15 protein-coding genes and 2 tRNA genes are annotated in these 21,267 nt (G+C 33.7%); 5 read left to right on the top strand and 12 right to left on the bottom strand.

Going from position 1 to position 21,267, the window contains the following annotated elements:
* Nucleotides 1-106 precede the first annotated feature (106 nt).
* From H6578_03210 to H6578_03190, 5 genes are all read right to left on the bottom strand, one after another.
* The gene (locus H6578_03210) at nt 107-364 is read right to left on the bottom strand and encodes a hypothetical protein (GenBank protein ID MCB9226170.1); all 258 of its coding nucleotides are present in this window, start codon (nt 362-364) and stop codon (nt 107-109) included.
* Between the two features lie 102 nt (nt 365-466).
* On the bottom strand, nt 467-6,802 hold the full coding sequence (locus H6578_03205; protein ID MCB9226169.1) for a gliding motility-associated C-terminal domain-containing protein: 6,336 nt from the start codon (nt 6,800-6,802) through the stop codon (nt 467-469).
* 73 nt (nt 6,803-6,875) lie between these two features.
* Nucleotides 6,876-7,400 (bottom strand): flavodoxin, encoded by a 525-nt coding sequence (locus H6578_03200; GenBank protein ID MCB9226168.1) that lies wholly within the window; start codon nt 7,398-7,400, stop codon nt 6,876-6,878.
* Nucleotides 7,393-8,985, bottom strand: a complete 1,593-nt coding sequence (locus H6578_03195; protein MCB9226167.1) for a S41 family peptidase — start codon at nt 8,983-8,985, stop codon at nt 7,393-7,395. The genes H6578_03200 and H6578_03195 overlap by 8 nt, the downstream gene beginning before the upstream one ends.
* Nucleotides 8,982-9,791, bottom strand: a complete 810-nt coding sequence (locus H6578_03190; protein ID MCB9226166.1) for a 2,3,4,5-tetrahydropyridine-2,6-dicarboxylate N-succinyltransferase — start codon at nt 9,789-9,791, stop codon at nt 8,982-8,984. The genes H6578_03195 and H6578_03190 overlap by 4 nt, the downstream gene beginning before the upstream one ends.
* Nucleotides 9,792-9,920: 129 nt before the next feature.
* Here H6578_03190 and H6578_03185 point away from each other — a divergent pair, with 129 nt between their 5' ends.
* The 5 genes from H6578_03185 to H6578_03165 all read left to right on the top strand — a co-directional run bounded on the left by H6578_03185 (nt 9,921) and on the right by H6578_03165 (nt 16,660).
* Nucleotides 9,921-10,907, top strand: coding sequence for a peptidoglycan-binding protein (locus H6578_03185; GenBank protein ID MCB9226165.1), 987 nt, complete (start codon nt 9,921-9,923; stop codon nt 10,905-10,907).
* A gap of 248 nt (nt 10,908-11,155) precedes the next feature.
* Nucleotides 11,156-14,650, top strand: a complete 3,495-nt coding sequence (locus H6578_03180) for an Eco57I restriction-modification methylase domain-containing protein (GenBank protein MCB9226164.1) — start codon at nt 11,156-11,158, stop codon at nt 14,648-14,650.
* Nucleotides 14,647-15,279, top strand: a complete 633-nt coding sequence (locus H6578_03175) for a hypothetical protein (GenBank protein ID MCB9226163.1) — start codon at nt 14,647-14,649, stop codon at nt 15,277-15,279. The genes H6578_03180 and H6578_03175 overlap by 4 nt, the downstream gene beginning before the upstream one ends.
* A 209-nt stretch (nt 15,280-15,488) precedes the next feature.
* Nucleotides 15,489-15,683: a hypothetical protein gene (locus H6578_03170; protein ID MCB9226162.1), complete on the top strand. Its 195-nt coding sequence runs from the start codon at nt 15,489-15,491 to the stop codon at nt 15,681-15,683.
* Nucleotides 15,684-15,838: 155 nt separating this feature from the next.
* Complete coding sequence (locus H6578_03165) at nt 15,839-16,660, top strand: hypothetical protein (GenBank protein ID MCB9226161.1); 822 nt, start codon at nt 15,839-15,841, stop codon at nt 16,658-16,660.
* Between the two features lie 133 nt (nt 16,661-16,793).
* On the opposite strand, the gene H6578_03160 is transcribed toward H6578_03165, so the two are convergent.
* The 7 genes from H6578_03160 to H6578_03130 form a co-directional block, all read right to left on the bottom strand.
* Nucleotides 16,794-16,868, bottom strand: a tRNA-Pro gene (locus H6578_03160).
* A gap of 93 nt (nt 16,869-16,961) precedes the next feature.
* A complete protein-coding gene (locus tag H6578_03155; protein MCB9226160.1) occupies nt 16,962-17,309 on the bottom strand; it encodes a four helix bundle protein in 348 nt (115 codons plus the stop codon).
* Between the two features lie 79 nt (nt 17,310-17,388).
* Nucleotides 17,389-17,472, bottom strand: a tRNA-Ser gene (locus tag H6578_03150).
* Nucleotides 17,473-17,533: 61 nt separating this feature from the next.
* Nucleotides 17,534-18,970 carry a chromosomal replication initiator protein DnaA gene (dnaA, locus tag H6578_03145; GenBank protein ID MCB9226159.1) on the bottom strand — a complete coding sequence of 479 codons (1,437 nt, stop codon included), beginning with the start codon at nt 18,968-18,970 and terminating at the stop codon, nt 17,534-17,536.
* Nucleotides 18,971-19,045: 75 nt separating this feature from the next.
* Nucleotides 19,046-19,990, bottom strand: coding sequence for a metallophosphatase (locus tag H6578_03140; protein MCB9226158.1), 945 nt, complete (start codon nt 19,988-19,990; stop codon nt 19,046-19,048).
* On the bottom strand, nt 19,983-20,717 hold the full coding sequence (locus H6578_03135) for a 5'-nucleotidase C-terminal domain-containing protein (GenBank protein MCB9226157.1): 735 nt from the start codon (nt 20,715-20,717) through the stop codon (nt 19,983-19,985). Before H6578_03135 ends, H6578_03140 begins: the two co-directional genes overlap by 8 nt.
* Nucleotides 20,717-21,244, bottom strand: coding sequence for a hypothetical protein (locus H6578_03130; GenBank protein ID MCB9226156.1), 528 nt, complete (start codon nt 21,242-21,244; stop codon nt 20,717-20,719). Before H6578_03130 ends, H6578_03135 begins: the two co-directional genes overlap by 1 nt.
* Between the last annotated feature and the right edge of the window lie 23 nt (nt 21,245-21,267).

The following is a 21,267-nucleotide window of genomic DNA, read 5'->3' as shown; positions in this document are numbered from 1 at the left end:
TCAGTTACTTTTATTAAACTTACAACCCAAATGTAAGCGTTTATTGGATGTTTTTATAAACTGACAGGAGCAGAATACTATGAGCAGAAAGGGATTGCATTATCTCTTAAACATTATCCTCATCTTTCAATTCCTGCAATTCAAAGTCAAAAACACTGCTTTTATTTTCTAATCCAGTTAATAAAAGTTCCCATTCATTTTTAAATGCTTCATAGCCATTTTTTAAAATAATAGCATTAGCAAACAAAGATTTATTTCTTATAAAATTAAGTTGTAAGAGCGTTTTAACTAACTCATATTGCGTTGAATTTAAAACATTATTATCCAATAAATTTTTAACAGTAGATAGGTTTACTAACTCCAAATCTTCATCAGAGTAGATTTAAAAAGCAAAAGAATATAAAAGCGAAAAGCAAAATTTATCCCTTTCACTTTTCGCTTCCGCCTTAGCTAGTTTTATTTTAATTTACCTTATTAAAGTAACATTTCCTTTAATACTTCCTTTTTCTTGAGATATACTTTTGGTATATTCTACATAATAAGTGTAAACGCCTATCTCTGCATCTCTACCTTTGTAAGTGCCATCCCAACCTTCTCTCCAATCATCGGTGTAATATACTAATTCGCCCCACCTGTTATACACTGTCATTTCAAAATAATCAAAGCCTTCTTCACAGCTGGTTACTACTCTAAACACATCATTCGCTCCGCTAGCATCAGGACTGAAACCTGTTGGTGCTAATACTACACAATTTCCTATGCAGTCTTCTAAGCCTATATTTATCGTATCACTTAATAAACACCCTGTGTAGTTCTCTACAAAGTTTACTATGTAATCTCCTGCTTCTGTCGGCATTACTGATGCTCCCAATGTTCCATTGTTCCACTCATAGCTGTGTCCATTGTAGTTTACGGTTATTATATCTATTTCGTACATACAGAAAGTGGTGTCTGCTACTCCATCTTCTACTGCATGTGGTTCAAATACTTCCAGCAACATGGAATCTCTCGTTACTCTTCCACATTCGTCTGTCATTTCTATAATGTATATATTTTCATGTAGCGATACATCTAAATTAAATCCTAAACTATCACTTGTTGTATTCACATAGTTGGCATTTCCTGCTAAACTCTGCTCTACTCCATTTGACGATACATACCATTGTATTGCTGTTGTGTTTTGTGCTCCCACGCCAAGGGTTACGCCCAGGCCACTACATACTCTTATATCTTCTAATGGTGTGTATTGTAATAAACGATTTACGTTTACCGTAGTATTGTATATGGAATCACAACTATTAGCTGTAGTTGGGAAGTTTACGCTATATGTTCCTGCTTGGCTTACTACTGTTCCATTTTCTAAGGTATAGCTTTCATCTTCACAGATACTTACGGTATTGAAAAATTCATAATTCATATATCCATATATGGTTTGTGTGGCTGTGCCTTCGCATCCATTGGCATCTGTACCGGTTACATTATAAACCGTACTTCCTTGATTTACTTCAAAAGCTTCTCCGTCTGCTATCGTATTTGGTATCCAAGTATATGTTTGTGCTCCTGTTCCATTTAAGGTTACTTGCTCGCCTCCACATAAACTGTCGTTTGGCGATACATTTACGCCTACCGTAGGATTTGGATGTACTACTATGGTAATAGTTGTATCATTGGTACAGCCGTTTGCGTCTGTGGCGGTTACTGTATATACGGTTGTTCCTACTGCTGGGGTAAATGATGTTCCATCTGTTATGCCTCCACTTCCTCCTGTCCATGTATATGGGGCTTGTGCTCCGCTTCCTGTTAGGGTTAGTTGTTCTCCTTGGCAAAGAGTGTCATTAGGCGAAGCATTAGCTACCACTGTTGGCAGTGGATATATGGTAATTGTAATGGTATCTTTTGCCGAACAGCCTGTAATAGGTTCTGTTCCTGTTACTATATAATCTGTGATACCTACCGGTGGATTAAAAGGAGTGCCATCTGTAACGGTAGCCGGATTCCAAGTATATGTTACGCCTGCCGTTCCACTTCCTGTTAGGCTTATGGTGGCTGGTGTACATAAGTTATTTCCTGTTGTATTGGCTATTACGGTAGGTGCAGGTGTTACTGTTATGGTTACCGTATCTCTATTCTCGCAACCATTTACATCTATCCCTGTTACATAATAATCGTTTGAACCAACAGGTGGTACAAAATAAGCACTGTCTTGATAGCTTTGTGTACCATCGCTCCAAGAGTAAAAGATAGCTCCTGTTCCATATAAGTATATTGAATCTCCTTCGCAAATAGCTATATCTGAAGCATTAGCTACTACTGTAGGCAATGGATTTACTACTATGTTTATGGTGTCTGTATCTGTACAGCCGTTAGCATCTGAAGCGGTTACTATATATTGCGAATTGCCTACCGGAGGCACAAAAGCTACGCCATCAGATACTGTTGCCGGCAACCATGTGTATGGTGCTTGTGCTCCACTTCCTGTTAGGGTTAGTTGTTCTCCTTCACACAATGTATCATTTGGAGAAGCATTGGCTACTACTGTTGGGAATGGATTTACGGTTACGGTAATGGTATCTCTGTTTTCACAGCCATTTACATCTGTTCCCGTTACATAATAATCGGTATTGCCTATTGGCGGAGTGAAATAAGCACTGTCCGGTAAACCTGTGCTCCAAACATAAGTTGCTGCTCCCGTTCCGTATAAATACAATGAATCATCCGGACATATTGCTATATCGCTTGAGTTGGCTACTACAGCAGGAAGGGGGTGGACAGTTAGGAATGTGGTAACAAGACTATCACAACCTATAGAATTTAATAAAGTATCTATAGCTACGGTATCCGAACTTAAACTTGCAACTACATCATTATCAGGGAAAGTATAAGATGTAAACTGACAAATTGTATCATAAATTGTATCGTGCGGTGTTATTGCATTTATAGTAAAGCATGTTGAATCTGAACATCCATTGGCATCTACTACGGTAACACAATATGTGCCTACACCAATATTTTGTAGTTCTTTTGTTGTTGTAGCATTTGCATCATCCCAAAGTACACTAACCGGGGCTGTTCCTCCATCTACAAATACTCTTAAATAGCCATCAGTTGCACCTAAACACGATGGATTTCTAACAGAGTCTATTTCCATTCTTAAAGTATCAGGTTCTGCTATAAAACCATCTACTACATATTGACAGCCTAAATCATCTATTATAGTAACAGTATAATTACCTCCTGGTAAAAGTGTAGTTGTGTGGCTTGTGCCAGAGTTGGTGGCACTACCGCCTGTTGGAGTCCAAGTATAATCATAAGGAGCAGTACCTCCATAAACACTTGCGGTCAAACTTCCATCGTCTGCTCCAATACAAGAAACATTATTTGTATTGCTTATATATCCAACTAATGAACTTGGAGCTGGATTAACTACTGCTGTAGCAGAATCTTGACATCCAGAATTATTGTCAGTAACTATTACATGATATGTACCTACTGCTAAACCTGTGGCGGTGGCTGAAGTTTGGTTAAAAGGATCATCCCATTGATAAGAATAACTACCACTTCCGCCTGTTACTGCAACAGTGGCCGTTCCATCATCTACACAAATATAATCTGTAGTACTTGTTGTAAGTTCTAAATTAATAACATTTACCGTTACATAACCGGCATTAGAGCATAAACCCGATGAATCAACCATAGTAACATTATAGGTAAGTGTATCTCCTGGCGAAGCAAAAACATTTGGTACATCATTAGCATCTAATCCAGCACTTGGAGACCAGTTAACTACCCCATTTGGAAGCATTCCTCCTACTGATAAATTTACTCCCGGATCACCATAACATAAATTAGCATCAGGTGGCATTACAATAATAGGTCTATCTTCTACATGTAGTTCTAATGTTGTTGGTATTGATAATCCACAGCAACTTGTCTCGTATCTTAACTCTATGGTATATATTCCCGGTGTCATAAAATCTATATCTTGAAGTGTTGCATAAGCTACTCCGTCATAATTGTTTGGTGTTGCTCCTCCTCCTAAATCCCAATGATATATGTATCCTGTTCCTCCATTTGTAGCACTAAAGTTTACATCTTCTCCTGCACATATTCTATATGCTCCATTTACTATAGGTGCCGATGTGGTAAATGCAGGTAGTACCTGCGAATCTAATAGTATATTGGCAAAGCCCGAATAATTATTACCTGCATAACCTATATTCTTTCTACCTAATGTACTATATGCTGTTGTTACTGTTGAACCGGTGGCTGAACTTGGGTTACTATTTGCTCCAAATGTCCAGCTTCCACTTGCTGTCTGCCTAAAATCCATATTTGTAGCTGTACAAGCTATATCGTCCATTGATATGGTTGGTTGCCCTGTTAAGTTGAATGAATTTTGATTGGTTACAAACGCTGTCCCCGTTCTTTGTATTGCTTGTGTAGTGCCCGGGCTTCCTGCTAATGGTGTTGGACTTCCATTTGCATTTGAATTTCCTCCTGCTCCTGCTGCTCCTGCCGTTATATTACATTGTATCAAATTAGTTCCCGCTCCGTTTGAAAGTGCTACTAATCCTCTTGCATCTCCTCCATCTTCTGCCGGTATTGACCAAGATTGATTACCTCCCTTACCTGCTTGGCTTGTATTTATTTGTGTTCTTACTAAATTATATTGGTCGCAAGCGTTTAATCTCACACCTATTACATCTACGCCCGGCTCTCCTTGAAATTCTATGTTCGGGTTTGTAAGTTGACTTCTCACAGTTATGTCTTGAAATCTAAATCCTGTTTGATTACTTACTTCTATAGCTACTACTTCCGGGTTTGGTCCAAATTCATTTGGTATTCCTGAACCTTGTACTATTGATGATGTTGTTGTTGATGTAGAACGGGTTGCTGTTCTTAATATTCTTGTTGCTCCTGCGGTACTTATTTTATCCCAATTTGGTGTAGCATTATCAAAACCTCCCTCTAATGTTAAATAACTGGTTACTCTATTTATTGTTGAGTCTGTTACATAATCTCCTACTGCCATTTTTATGGTTGTTCCATTACATGCTCCTATTTCCATTGCTGTTACTAAATCTAACGGGCTTGCTTTTGTGCCATCATTAGAAGCTATACCTGAAGGTGTTACATACAATACGTTACAAGCATTGCTTGTAGGTGCTGCCACTACTACTGTAGCTGTGGCTGTAGATTGGCAACCAAAATTTGATTCGGTTACTTCTACGGTATAAGTTGTTGTGCTGGTAGCATTTACGGTTATATCTGCACTATTAGGAAATGCTCCTGGTGACCAATTGTAGGAATAACTTGAAGAATAGGTGGCACTTAAATCTGTAGGCTGCCCACTACAATTAAATGAATTAGCCGGGGTAACACTTACGTTTGGATTGGGTGCTACTCCTACGGTTACTACATCAGTTAAATCACAGCCATCCGGGAAAGTAGCAGATACCTCATAAGTGGTTGATGCAAATGGAGATGCCACAACTGTAGCTCCTGTAGATGCTGATAAAGAAGAAACTGGCGTCCAAGTATAGCTTGTTGCTGTTGGCATTGAAGTAGCTATTAAAGTAGTAGATTCTCCGAAACATATAGTGTCATTAGGTCCTGCATCAAGTGTATTAGGACTTGGCAATACATCTATGATATACGTGTAGGTTCCTGCTCCGATAATTGGGCAGGCATCATCTTGCACGTTTACTGAAAATACATTTTGACCTATATTTTGAGGTCCCGGATTCCAACAGAATGTAGCAGATGGTGTTGGTGTCCCATTATTGGAAACTGTAAATGTTGCCCCTATAATTTCATTATTCCATGACATTGTAACATTATTACCATTAGGGTCTGTACCATCAATTGTAAAACATAATGCTCCATTAGCACATATTGACGTTTCAAAATTTACAGGATCGGTATTTGGAGTTCCATCAACTCCCGAAGCTTGAGGCGGTTGATTAGAACAGTTTATAACTGTAAACTGCATATCTCTGTTAATTTCACTGATAAGCACGCCATTTCTATATTCTTTCACATTTACACAAAGTACACCCACTTGTTGTTGATTAGGTGTAAAAGAAATTGCACCTGTGTTAGGATTAACTGTAATGCCCGTAGAACTTGATAAAGGCGTAGTTCCACTATAGCTACCTGAATAATTTACTTGATTATTATTGCCTTCATAACAGTTTCCTAAAGAAAAATACAATGAATCTCCATCTACGTCTGCAACACCATGATTATACACTACAGGTTGATTAACACAAACTATTGAAGCAGGAGGATTATTAAAAGTTGGGGAATTATTGCAAGCTGGTGCAGTAACTGTGTTATCTAACAATGCTCCTACATACATATTTTGATTTGAAGGGCTACTTAAAGTATTAATTGCTCCATTTCTACAACATTGACTCCACCCTAATACCCAATCATTACCACATCCCGGTGGCAAAGTTAATGTTCCTGTGTATGTATATCTTTGAACACCCCACTGTCCATTGCCATTACAGGCACTTTGCTCTCCTGGGCATAGTGGAGTAATATCTTGAATGTTTCCAACTCTATTTAATTGAATACTTCCATTTGACCCACACGATGATGAACTATATGTAAGTGTTTGTGTCCCTGAAGGTGTTATTCCATTACAATCTCTGTACAAATTAAGCGTTACGGTATAATTTCCCGGACCATTGCAAACAAAGGTAATTTCAGAACCTAATAAATGTGATGCTTTTACTTCAAAAGAAATAAAAATGACAAAAAATAGCGTAAGTAGCGAGTATATCTTTACTTTCATAAGCCTTGGTTTATTCTAAATAAGGCTATGAATATAATGTTTTTTTGTCTTCTAAACTATTTTTTAGCTAAAATTATTTTAAACCGAACTCTTTTAGCACTTTTGGCAACCAATTTTCTAACCTTTCTTCAGTTAGTTCATCTTGATTATCTTCATCTAAACACAAGCCACAAAACTGACCATCTTTTTCCGCTTTTGAAAAATCATGCTCATAGCCCTCAGTGCTGGTGTAGCCTACTATTTGCCCTCCTTGTTCCATTACCATATCGGCAAAAACACCAAGAGAATCACAAAAATATGAAGCATATCCGTACTGGTCTCCTAAACCAAAAAATGCTACCTTTTTATTAGAAAAATCTATTTTTTTTAGCTCCGGAATAAATTCTTCCCAGTCTCCTTGAAGTTCTCCATCGTACCATGTAGGTTGCCCCATTATTATCAAATCATAAGCATTCATATCTTCCGCTTTTTTCTGATAAATTTCAAATAAATCTACACTATCGCTCCCTAATATGGCTTCTATTTTTTCTATTAATTTATTGGCTACCATCTCTGTATTTCCAGTATCGGTACCATAAAACAACCCAATTTTATTCATAACTGAGATAATTATTTATTTTGTTACTTTTTAATATTTCTATTGCTTTCTTAAATTCGTCATTCAACACTTTATTTACTACATAATAATATGCTTCGCCATCATAAATATTTCTTGCCACAAGTGCTTTCAGTTGAACACCTAAAACCAATTTAGATTTTTCGTACTCTTCGTTTTTATACTCTAATTCTTTCTCTTTAATATAATTCAAAAATTCACCTAAAAACTCATCATTTGCCGTAAAATTAGTGTCAAATTCTTTTACATTTGGATAATATTGAGTTAATTCATCTCTGTAATTATTAGCATATTTCAAAGCAAATTGATTAATATACCCTTTTCTTAAAACATCTGAATAAAAATCAGTACTGAAAGTAGTATCTAAAGGAACAAAAACATCCGGAGTTATTCCTCCTCCGCCATAAACCGTTCTACCATTATTGGTTTTAAACTTTAATGAATCAGGGAAATGATCTACCAAACTATCGGTTAATTCTCCGCTATTTAGTCTATTTATAATATCTTTTCTATATTCATCTACTCCATTTTCGTAGGGTTTTTGAATAAATCTTCCGCTTGGCGTATAATAATCTGCTATGGTAAGTCTAATTTGCGAACCATCGGGAAGCGGAAACGGCTTTTGAACCAATCCTTTCCCAAAACTTCTTCTGCCTACTACAACTCCTCTATCCCAGTCTTGTATAGCTCCACTTAAAATTTCGCTTGCAGAAGCAGAATATTGGTCTATTAAAACAACTATATCTCCTTCTTCAAAATTGCCATATCTTGTAGCCGTCATATCGTTTCTTGGGCTATTTTTACCTTCGGTATAAACTATTAATTTACCATCGCCAAGCAACTCATCTGCTAAATAAAATGCAGCATTCAAATATCCTCCCGGATTTCCTTTTAAATCAATAATTAAGCTTTCCATGCCTTCGCTTTTTAATTTTACTAAAGCATTTCTAAATTCTTCATTGGTTTTTGCTGCAAACCTATTTATCTTTACATATCCTATTTTATCTGTAGCCATATATGCTGCATCTACAGAATACAAAGGAATTTTATCTCTAATAATTTTAAAATCTAAAAGTTTTTTAACTCCTTCTCTTTTTATTTCAACACCTACTTCCGAATCTTTTTCGCCTCTAAGCCTATTCATTACTCCTTTATTGGTAATTCCTATTCCCGCCACCAATTCATCATCTATATTTACAATTTTATCGCCTGCAAGCAGTCCTACTTTTTCACTTGGTCCACCGGCTATGGTAGCTACTACTACTATTGTATCGTCTAAAATATTAAATTGAATGCCTACGCCTTCAAAATTCCCAACCAAAGGTTCATTCATAGCTTGTACTTCATCTTTAGAAATATAAACCGAGTGGGGATCTAATTCTTTTAACATAGAAACAATAGCTGCTTCTGCTATTTTATTATTATCTACATCTTCTACATAAAATTGGTCTATGTAATTATAAACTGTTTCTACTTTTTGTAAATCAGTATCTGCACTTTGCCCTATTAAAACATTGCTTATTAATAATAAAAATACTGCTGTTAGTTTTGCTTTGTTATTTATCATACCGATACATTATAATCTCTCAATGCTTCATTAAGAGATGTTTTTTTGTTAGTTGATTCTTTTCTTTTTCCAATTATTAACGCACAAGATACATTATAATTTCCCGCAGGAAAACTTTTTGTGTACGAACCAGGAATTACAACAGACCTTTCCGGTACTATTCCTTTATGTGTTTTAGGTTCGCTACCACTTACATCTATTATATGTGTAGAGGCTGTAAGCACCACATTGGCACCTAATACTACTTCTTTTTCTAATCGTACTCCTTCTACCACTATACTTCTAGAGCCTATAAAACAATCGTCTTCTATGATAACCGGGCTGGCTTGTATGGGTTCTAAAACACCGCCTATTCCTACACCTCCGCTTAAATGCACATTTCTACCTATTTGAGCACACGAGCCTACAGTTGCCCATGTATCTACCATAGTGCCACTACCTACATACGCACCTATATTAACATAGCTTGGCATCATTACCACTCCTTTTTCTAAAAAAGAACCGTAGCGAGCTATAGCATGAGGTACTACTCGTACACCTTGCTCCGCAAAATTATTTTTTAAGGGAATTTTATCATGAAATTCAAATGGACCAACATTCACAGTTTCCATTTTTTGAATAGGAAAATACAAAATAACAGCTTTTTTTATCCATTCATTAACCATCCATTTTCCATCTTTTTTCTCTGCAACTCGCAATTCTCCCTTATCTAATAATTCAACTACTTTTTCTACAACTGCTCTTTCTTTCTCTAAATTTTCTCTGTTATCCCAAAGGTAATTAATCCTATCTCTTAGTTCATTCATTAATATTGCAAATATATTTTCTGCAAAATAACGGAATTCAATTAAACTGTGGAAACTATTTTATAAATGTTTTAAAAGTTAAATGAAAATTAATTACTTTTGCAGTCTTAAACTAAAATTAAAAAACTAATGAAAAAAGTTATTATCGCTTTATTTGCTTTTTTTGGATTAACTGTTAATGCACAAATCTATATTAACAACTCATCTACTAAAAGTAATACATCTACTACTACAAATGATGGTTCTATAACTGTGGTAGGTAAAACCGGAACAAGCACAAGTACAACAAATACTACTACTGTTGCAACACCTACAACTATAGCATACAGCACTACAAGTTCTACAAACTATGCAACTACCAGTGCCACTACAAATATTAATGAAGATGTGCCACCAAATGCAGAACCAGGTAAATGCTATGCAAGATGCTATGTTGAAGACCAATATACTTACGTTAACGAGCAAGTTATAGACCAACCAAGAACTGTTAAAAAGGTAAAAGTACCTGCGTTGTATAAAACAGTTTATGATACTGTAGTATTAAAACCTCAAACCACAAAAGTAATTAATGTACCTGCGGTTTATGAAAATGTAACAGAAGAAGTAATGGCTACACCAGCTACTACTAAGTGGGTAAAAGGTAAAGCAGATGCAGGTTGTTTATCTGCAAATCCGGAAGATTGCCAAGTAATGTGTTTAGTAGAAGTACCTGCTGTTTATAAAAAAGTTACTTCTAAAAAAATGGTAAAACAAGCATATACTTATAATGAAACCGTACCAATGGAGTATAAAATTCAAACAAAACAAGTTTTAGTAACTCCAGAAAGATTAATAGAGCAAGAAACACCGGCTACATATAAAACAGTTCAAAAAAGAGTTTTACAGAAAAAAGGCGGGTATGAAGTTTGGAGAGAAATATTATGTGGAGATGATTTAACTTCAAGCAAAATTATGCAAATACAAAAAGCACTAAAAAGCAATGGATATAATCCGGGACCTATAGATAATGTTTTTGGAACTCAAACTAAAGCTGCTTTAGTACAATACCAAAAAGATAAAAATTTACCTGTGGGCAATTTAAACATAGAAACACTAAGATCTTTAGGCGTAAACTAAAAACAAGTGTTTATTTCTTACAAAAAAAAGCTGTCTAAAAATGACAGCTTTTTTTATGCACCTAATTTATGCTTTTATGACTATTTGTAAAAGATATACCTAATAATAATTAATTTCCAAGGGTCATGCCCCCTTGTGAGAAAGTATTAAAAAGGTTTAAGTGTTATTCTATGTAAAAATACAGCCATATCTTACCAATATAATTATATATCCTTTATTTTTACAAAAATGATTTTGTAAAATAGAATATGTTTCAAAAAACTGTAATAGATAAATACCTCAAAGCACAAAAGCAAGAACAAATAAACCAACAATGGAATATGTTTAAAACTTATTTTGGCAATGCTGAAATTCAAGAAAACATAAGAAATGCAAAAGAAGAACAATTTCAAGAAGGATTTTTGCGAGAGCTGTTTGTAAAAATTTTAGGCTATACGCTAAATCCCGAACCTAATTTTAATTTAACCACAGAATATAAAAACGTAAAAGACAGCAAAAAAGCAGACGGGGGCATAATAGTTGGCAATAAAGTAAAAGCAGTAATAGAGCTAAAAGGAACGAACACTACAGATTTAAGCAAAATAGAAGCTCAAGCCTTTGGCTACAAAAACAATCAAGAAGGATGCACTTATGTAATAACTTCCAATTTTGAAAAACTTAGATTATACATAGATAACGCTATAGAACATATAGAATTTAACTTGTTTACTTTAACCATAGACAGTTTTAAACTACTTTATTTGTGTTTGGCTTTTGAAAATTTAAGTAAAGACATTCCTAAAAAAATTAAGGACGATTCTTTAAGTCAAGAAGATATTATTACTAAAAGATTGTACAAAGATTATTCTGTATTTAAAAGAGAACTTTTTGCCAATCTTAGCCGACTAAACCCTCAGTATGATGTTTTAGTTTTATTTAAAAAATCGCAGAAACTCTTAGACCGTTTTCTGTTTTTATTTTTTGCCGAAGACAGGCAACTTTTGCCTCCCAATTCTGTACGTCTTATTTTAAACGACTGGAACGACCTACAAGAGCGAGATGTAGATATTCCATTATACCAAAGGTTTAAAAAATATTTTGAATACTTAAACATCGGATATAAAGGAAAACGATATGATGTTTTTGCTTACAACGGGGGCTTGTTTAAACCTGATGAAATATTAGATGCCATAAAAATAGACGACCAATTACTATACAACCACACCTTAAAATTATCTGAATACGATTTTAATAGTGAGGTAGATGTAAACATATTAGGACATATTTTTGAAAATTCACTAAATGAAATAGAAGAAATACAGGCAGAATTAGAAGGACAAGAAGTTGATAAAAGCAAAACAAAAAGAAAAAAAGACGGAGTTTTTTATACGCCAAAATATATAACCAAATACATAGTAGAAAATACCGTAGGGAAACTATGCGAAGAAAAAAGAGCAAAACTTGATATAACAGATGAAGCTTACCAAGCCACTACCAAAAGAAGTAGAAAAAAGCTGGAAAATTTGCAACTTTATAGAGATTGGCTACTACAGCTAACTATATGCGACCCGGCTTGCGGCTCGGGAGCATTTTTAAATGAAGCACTTAATTTTTTAATAGCAGAACACCGCTATATAGATGAACTTTCTGCTAAATACAACAAAGATGCTTTTGTGCTAAGCGATGTAGAGAAAAGCATATTAGAAAACAATCTTTATGGAGTAGATTTAAACGAAGAAAGTGTAGAAATAGCCAAACTGTCTTTATGGCTTAGAACCGCCCAACGCAATAGAAAACTAAACGACCTAAATAACAACCTAAAATGTGGCAACTCGCTAATAGATAATCCCGATATAGCAGGCAATAAAGCATTTAATTGGCAAAAAGAATTCCCAAAAGTGTTTAGCCCTGTAGATTTACAAGCCTTTCATGTAGTGCTAACCACACACAATAGTCGCACCTCACAGCGCATGATAGACTATAATGTTAAAAAAGGACCGCCATTAGAGTTAAAATTAAAAGAAGAAATTGCACTTACTCAATATATTGGAGAGGTAATAAAAGAAAAAGGATATTGCTGTATGGCATACAATATATGTAAAGACCATGTGCATTTAATTTTGGTGTGCGAAGCAGAACAACTTGCAGAACAAGTAAAAACGATAAAAGGGAAAAGTTCATATTTATTTCAATCCAATGGGTTTAAACCCATTGGGGAATCATTGTGGTCGCAGAAATTTTTTGCTGCCGACCTTGATGTTTGGAAGTTGTGGACTGCCGATAACGCCAAAGGCTATGGTGCTAACGACCAGTATATAGACCGTGCCATACACTACATTAACCACAATAGAGAAAAACACCAACTACCCGAAAGCAAAGAATTAGAAAAAATAATAGCCGGTTTTGTAGAAAGCAAAGAAAAATCCTTTAGCCCGCAATACAAAGGAGGTTTTGATGTAATAATAGGAAATCCGCCTTATGTGCAAGCTGATGATACGCTTTATAATAATTATCAAACTCAAAAATGTGGCGATTTATACGCCTATTTTTTTGAAAGGGGTTTAAATATTATAACTCAAAAAGGCATCTTGGGGTATATTACACCAAGTTCTTTTTTTACAAATATAGGATTTGCTCCGTTACGTGAATATCTAATTCAATACGATATTAATGTTTTGATTGATTTAGGTGAAAATGTATTTACTGATGCTTCTGTAGACTCTGGCATAACAATTATAACTTACTATAAAACAAAAGAATCAATAATAGAAGTTTCAGATAGTAGTTTTAATTTTTCACAAATCAAAAAAAGTATATTTAAAAGATTAAATGAGAATATGTTTAATATTTATATTAATCCTATCAAATTTGATTTAGCAAATAGTATAGAAGCAGGATTATGTTTTGATGATTTTATAGAGTTCTCAAGAGGAGTAGAGTTTGGATTTAACAGCGACAATGTTATAAATGAGAGAATTGAAGGTTATTTCCCTATAATTTGTGGAGGAAATTTATTAAGAAATCAAATAAATTTTGAAGGCAAATATGTAAACTATGATAAAAATAATCTAAAAATATATAAGTCTAAAAAAATTTATGAAGAGGAAAAAATTTTAGTTAGAAGAATAGGTAATACAATTATTAGCTCCTATGATGACAATAAATATTATAATGTCTGTGATGTTTATAATCTTCAGCTTAAGAATCAGTTCAAAGATGTAATTTCATTAAAATATATCGCTATGTTTTTAAATAGTAAACTGATTGAATTTTATTTTAGTGTTAAATTCAAATCTGTTAAGAAGTTATTTCCTAAGATTCCAATAAAATATTTAAAGTTACTCCCAATCAAAAAAATATCATTATCAGAGCAACAACCCTTTATAGAAAAAGCCGACCAAATGTTGGCGTTATCTAAGGAGATGCAACATCTTGCAGATAAATTTATAAGAGCCATACAACGCAAATTTGAAGGATTAGAAAAACCAAGTAAAAAATTAGAAACATGGTATGAGCTTAGCTTTGCAACATTCCTAAAAGAAGTATATAAAAGAACAAATTCAAGGGGTTTAAATTCAAGGGGTTTAAACCCCTTGGGACTATCAGAAGAAGCCGAATGGGAAGACTATTTTTTAACAGAACAGCAAAAAGTATTAACCATAAAAAATAAAATAGACACCACCGATGCAGAAATAGATCAAATGGTATATAAACTTTATGGTTTAACAGAAGAGGAAATAAAAATTGTGGAGGGGAGTAAATGAGTGGACTGACCTTAAAACTTATAATACTTATTATCCCTGGAGCAATTTCTACTATAATTTTCGGAAAGCTAATACTGCATAAACCATGGTCTAATTTTACGTTTCTTAAACTCTCTGTTTTATTTGGTATTTTTTCATTTCTTATATTGCAAGTTTTAATTTCAACTTTAAATTTATTGCTAAAAAGCAATATTAAAAATCTCAATTTTTGGAACAGTTTAAATGAAAATTCCGAAATTCCTTTTGTTGAAGTTTTTTTAGCATGTGTAATTTGTGTTCCTTTATCATTTATTGTTTCATTAATAGAAAACAGAAAAATTATTAGTAAAGTTGCAACGAAATTAAATATTTCTTATAAATATGGGGAAGAAAATCTTTATTCAAGATTTTTGAACTCTCAAGAAATTGAAGTTGTATATATACGAGATAAAACGAATAAACTAATATATCATGGCTGGGTTAAATCCTTTTCTGAAAATGATACTATTTCAGAAATTTCTCTTGAAGATGTCATTGTGTACCAAGATGGAAAAAAAGTTAAAAAACTTTATGACATAAATTCAATATATTTATGTTTTAATAAAAAAGATATTATTATTGAAACAGCTAAAAAAATAAAAGATGAATAAAAAAAATCAACCGAAGAGCAAATCTAAATTGCCAAATGTAAAAAGCAATTCTGACAAACCAAAACCAAAATATCCAACTAATCAAACTCCAAAGCCTCCTGGTTCTGAGAAATAGAATATTAATGATTAATAAATATACCATAATGGGTCATAAAAATAACTGAACTTATAAAATATATGCCTCTCTAAAATAATAGAGTCAAGCATAAATGCTTGGCTATAAGGGGTTTAAACCCCTTGGGGCTATCAGAAGAAGCCGAATGGGAAGACTATTTTTGGCAGAACAGCAAAAAGTATTAACCATAAAAAATAAAATAGACACCACCGATGCAGAAATAGATCAAATGGTATATAAACTTTATGGTTTAACAGAAGAGGAAATAAAAATTGTGGAAAATAGTTAAAGTAATTCAAGGGGTTTAAACCCCTTGGGGAACAACCCCTTGGGACTATCAGAAGAAGCCGGATGGGAAGATTATTTTTGGCAGAACAAAATTCAAGGGGTTTAAACCCCTTGGGGGAAAAAATGAAATTAGCAATCAATTAAAAAAACCAAATTATGAGTATAGAAACATATATAAGACCAATAAAGCCATTAAAAAACTTTGATATTGTTTTAGACTATGTAGGCAATATGAAAAAAAGAGAGATTATGTTGCTCCCAAATGAAATGATTTATAAAATACATTTACCCAATATTAGCATAAAACAAATTGAATACTCAAAAGAACCTGGCAATAATTATTCTGTGCGTATAACTTCATTAGCCTGCAAAGAAGACTGGGATTTATATAAAGATACCATAAAAGCAATTTTACACTTAACACAAGGGCAAGCTTATTATGAAAATGAAAGTCGCATAGATGATATAGATACTTATTATAACGATAAATACATCAGAAATGCCCAATTAAGTGAGTGGGATATTATGAAAAAATTAGTGGATTACGAAAAAAAGCCTATTGGTACATACTGTCCTTTTGGTTGGTTTTATATTGGCAAAAATACAGTAGCCGAAATGGAGGCATATAGCTCAGATGAAATGAAACAAATAGAAAGACTTTGGTACTATATAAGAATCGCACAATATGAGCTCCCGCACCCCCAGTACACCCCTGTTTATGATTTATTAGAAAAAGAAGAAGATAAAAAAAGAACACTAACGGGCTATAATCTAAATGAATTTTCTTATATTTCGTATGCAGACCTTTTTGCATTAAATGATGGCAATGATTCATATTTAATACCTTATGAAAAACTAAAAGAGCAAAAACCTAAATCATGGGCATTAATAGATGAGGTACAATACAGGGCAAGAGCATTGAGTGAATATGAATGGAACGAGTTTTTAAATCGTGTAAAGAAAAATTCAATAATCTGAATTAAGGAAGCAATATCGGACTATAAAAGGGATACTCCAAGGAGGCAGAACCCCTTGTAAATTAGAAGACTCATTGTGAGAATTACAAACAAAAAAAGGAAGCCAAATTTGACTTCCTTTTCTTCATTTATAGTAGGGGTGAAAGGATTCGAACCTTCGACCCCCTGGTCCCAAACCAGGTGCGCTAACCGGACTGCGCTACACCCCTATAAATGTGTTGGGTGTGAGAGTGTGGGTGTGGGCGGTTTTTCAATGTTTTGATTTTATTGCTAAACCAATTTTGAGTTGCAAAATTAAAAAATCAACTCAAACTTCTTATCATTCCAAGAAGCATTTTTGAAATTTTTTCATACTTTTCATAACAAAAAGTATAATCCACCTCATTTATTATTTCTATATCTACTGCGGTTTGCAAAATAGATACACATTCATTTACAGAACTACGCGACATAATGTAGAATCTTTTCTTATCTGCATTTGTCATTCTTCCAGTGCCCTCAGCTAAATTTAGCTGTACACTTAAACCTGCTCGTTTAAGCTGGTCTGCAAGGTATGGATCTGATTTTTGAAACTTAAATACCAAAGGAAGTAGCGTTTTATTTAACACCCTTATCTCTTGATATACTTCTAACTTCTCAAAATCAAACATGGGTTATTAACTTTTAATATTCTCATTTATTTACTTCACACCCACACTTCAATCACACCCAAACCCAAACCCTTTTATGCGGAGAGACTGGGACTCGAACCCAGGCGACCCTTGCGAGCCGACAGATTAGCAATCTGCTCCGTTACCACTCCGGCACCTCTCCAAGCTCTTATTTTTCAGAACGGACGGCAAAGATAATGTATTTTTTATTATTGCAAAATCTTTTAGCCTATATTCATTTGTATTTTCTTCTGTATTTCTTCTACACTTTCCTTAAAGTCCGGATCAGTGTCTAACAAATCCTTTATAGACTGGCAAGAATGTATAACCGTACTGTGGTCTCTACCCCCAAAATACTTCCCTATTACTTTTAATGAATTTTTTGTATAGTTCTTAGCTAAGTACATTGAAAGCTGTCTTGCTTGTACAAACTGACGTTTTCTTGTTTTTTCTTTCAGCTTTTCTATAGGCACATCAAAATATTCGCAAACTATTTTTTGTATGTATTCTACAGAAACTTCTCTGCTCACACTCTTTACAAAGTTCTTTATTATTTTCTTTGCTAAATCTAAGTCTATATCTTTTTTGTTTAAAGAACTCTGTGCCAATAATGAAATTAAAGCACCTTCCAATTCTCTAATATTAGTATTGATGTTGTAGGCCACAAATTCTACCACTTCTCGTGGCAATTCTATGCCGTCTGAGTACATTTTCTTTTCTAAAATGGCTATTCTTGTTTCAAAATCCGGAATAGTAAGGTCGGCACTTAGTCCCCACTTAAATCTTGAAAGTAAACGTTCTTCCATGCCTTCTAAATCTCTTGGCGGTCTATCGGACGTTAATATTAACTGCTTGCCATTTTGGTGCAAGTGGTTAAATATATGAAAGAAAATATCTTGTGTTTTTTGTTTGTTGGCAAAAAACTGAATATCATCTACTATTAATACATCTATTAATTGGTAAAAATGAATAAAATCATTTACCGCATTATTTTTTAAGGCATCAATAAATTGATTGGTAAATTTTTCTGACGAAACATATAAAACTGTTTTGTTGGGAAATTTCTTTTTTATTTCATTTCCTACAGCTTGTGCTAAGTGCGTTTTACCTAAACCTACACCGCCCCATATTACTAATGGATTAAAAGCTGTACCTGCCGGCTTTTGCGAAACGGCATAACCTGCCGAACGTGGCAATCTATTACAATCGCCTTCTATAAAATTGTCAAAATTATAGTTTTGGTTTAGCTGCGAATCTATATTTACTTTTTTTAATCCCGGAATGATAAAAGGATTTTTTATGTTTTTCCCTATTACCATAGGTATAGTAGATTCTTGATTTTCTGAACTGCCTGTATTATAATTTGGATATTCTATAGTGTATGGTCCTGAAGTGCTATTGCTATTTTCTACTACTATTCTATATTCTAATCTGGCGTCCGGTCCTAATTCTCTCTGTATGGTTTTTCTTAATAACGAAACATAATGTTCTTCTAACCATTCGTAAAAAAACTGGCTTGGCACCTGTATAGTTAATACATTATCTTTTAAGCCCACGGGCACTATGGGTTCAAACCACGTTTTAAAACTTTGTATACTTACATTGTCTTGTATTATTTTTAACGCATTGAACCATACAGAATCGTGAGTCTTTTTATTCATAGAAGGTTTGAGTTTTTTAGTTATCAACAATAGAAACGAAGTGTAAAAGTGAGAAAAATATTGTTTAAAAAAAACTTATTTTACTATTGTTTTTTTGCTAAAAATAACAGGGGTGTATTTTTTAGTGTTTTTACGTAAATCTTTTTTCAGCGTTATATCAAGCCTTCCAAGGTTAATGCCTGCCCAGCCCACTTGATTAACAACTACAGGCTTTCCTTTTAAGTTGTTAACAACCATAGGTTTATCTAAAAAGGTATGTGTATGCCCTCCTATTACTATATCCACATTTTTTGTTTGCTGTGCTAAAATTAAGTCAGAAACTTTTTTTGTGTCATATTTTAACCCTAAATGCGAAAGACATACTACAAAATGACAATTTAAGTCATTTTTTAATAAACTTGCCATGTAATTTGCCGTTTTTATGGGGTCAATATATTGTGTTTCGCCATATAATTTATCGGGTACTAATCCTTTTAATTCTATTCCTACACCAAAAACACCAATTTTAATATCTCCTTTCTTAAAAATTTTATACGGTTTTATATGTGGTTGGTTTATTAAAGGTGTGTTTTCAAAAGCATAATTACTTATTAAAAAAGGAAATTGAGCATGAGGAAATTGTTTTATAAGCCCTTCCATTCCCGCATCAAAATCATGATTGCCTAAAGTGGTAGCATCATAGCCCATATCGCTCATTAACTTAAATTCTATTTCGCCACCATATATATTAAAGTAGGGCGTACCTTGAAAAGTATCTCCTGCATCTAATAGTAAAACATGCTCATTATCATTTCTTATTTGCTTTACTAAATGGGCTCTTTTAGCCATACCGCCCAGCCCTTCGTATTTACTGCCCGCAGGAAAAGGGTCTATTCTACTATGTGTATCATTAGTGTGAAGTATGGTTATTTTTTCAAAGTCAGCATCGGTATTTCCTGCTAAAATTTCAAAAGGAATAGCCGAACCACCAAGTACTAAGCCACTAACTCCTATTTTTTTTATAAAGGCTCTTCTATTCATTGCTAATTCTGTTTTCTAAGTTAGCATTTAAAAATTTTCCTTCACTATTTAATAGCTTAAAATATTCAATCCAAGCATCTCTTAACAGTATATTGGTGTTTTGCTGTTTTATATTTACTAACATACTCAAATTATCTCCTCCATTGGCTAAATAATCGGAAATAGCTACTGAATATTCTTTATCTTTATCTATAGCTTCATTTTTGATTTTTATGTTTTCTGCTTTACCGTCTTTTATAGCCATTGTTAAACCACTAACAGGCCAACCTTTTTTTACAGCTATCACATTGCATACGTCTATTAATACACTTCCTTTTATATTTAGTACCACCAAATAATTATCAAAAGGCATTAGCTCATATACATTTCCTAAGGTAACAGCTCCTTTGTTTATGCTGGGCACTCTTATGCCTCCGTAGTTTACTATTCCTATATCAATAGAGCTATTAGTATATTTTTCTGCCATTATTAATGTGCCGTCTGCCAGCAAATTTCCTAAAGTAGATTCCGGTTGTGCTTTTGTTAAAGTTTTTTCAGCTTGAGCTATAACGCTATTCATGCTTTTATTCAGCTCTGTTCTATAAGGTTTTATTTCGCTTTCTATTAAGGTATCTTGCTTGGTATAATTAAGGTCAAATTTTTGTTGTGATTCTCCTATTTCATCTAGCACATAAGTGCTTCGGCATGCCGAAAAAACTAAAAGTAATATCCAAATAGCGTGTTTCATTAAATAAATAAGTGTTTAATTTCAGCTTTTATAATATCATTTACTTGTGCCGCAGTTAAAAGTTCTTCATTATTGTGGTATTCTTCTAAAATAATTTTACTTAAATCGTAGGCAGTTTTTCCATCTCCCAGTTTTTGATCAATAATATTTATGGTTTTAATTAATTGAGCTTTATAGGCAACTATGGCGTTCCACACATTATTAGAAACATAAACTTGCTGCGTTATATTATGTTCAAATTCTTGTTGAATAGATTGCAAAAGTAGTTTTTTTAATTGTTTAGCCGTTTGATTAGGAAGCGTGTTTCGGGGTATTAAGTTTTCGGGAGAAGTTCTGTGCACAAACAATGTAAGCCTTTCGTAAGCCTGAAGTTTTAGGGGTAAATACTCTTTACTGTTTTTAGATTTTAAATCTAAAACTTTCAGTTTGTAATTATTATCAAAATAGGTTTTAAGCATAACATATACTACCAATGCCACCACCAAAGCAGGCAAAGTATATTTTAGAATTTCTAACACTAAGTCCATATACATTTATGTATCTTTGTTTT

Source organism: Chitinophagales bacterium (assembly GCA_020635995.1).
Classification (GTDB): Bacteria; Bacteroidota; Bacteroidia; order Chitinophagales; family UBA8649; genus JAFMKE01.
This window is presented reverse-complemented; position numbering and strand designations above follow the sequence as displayed.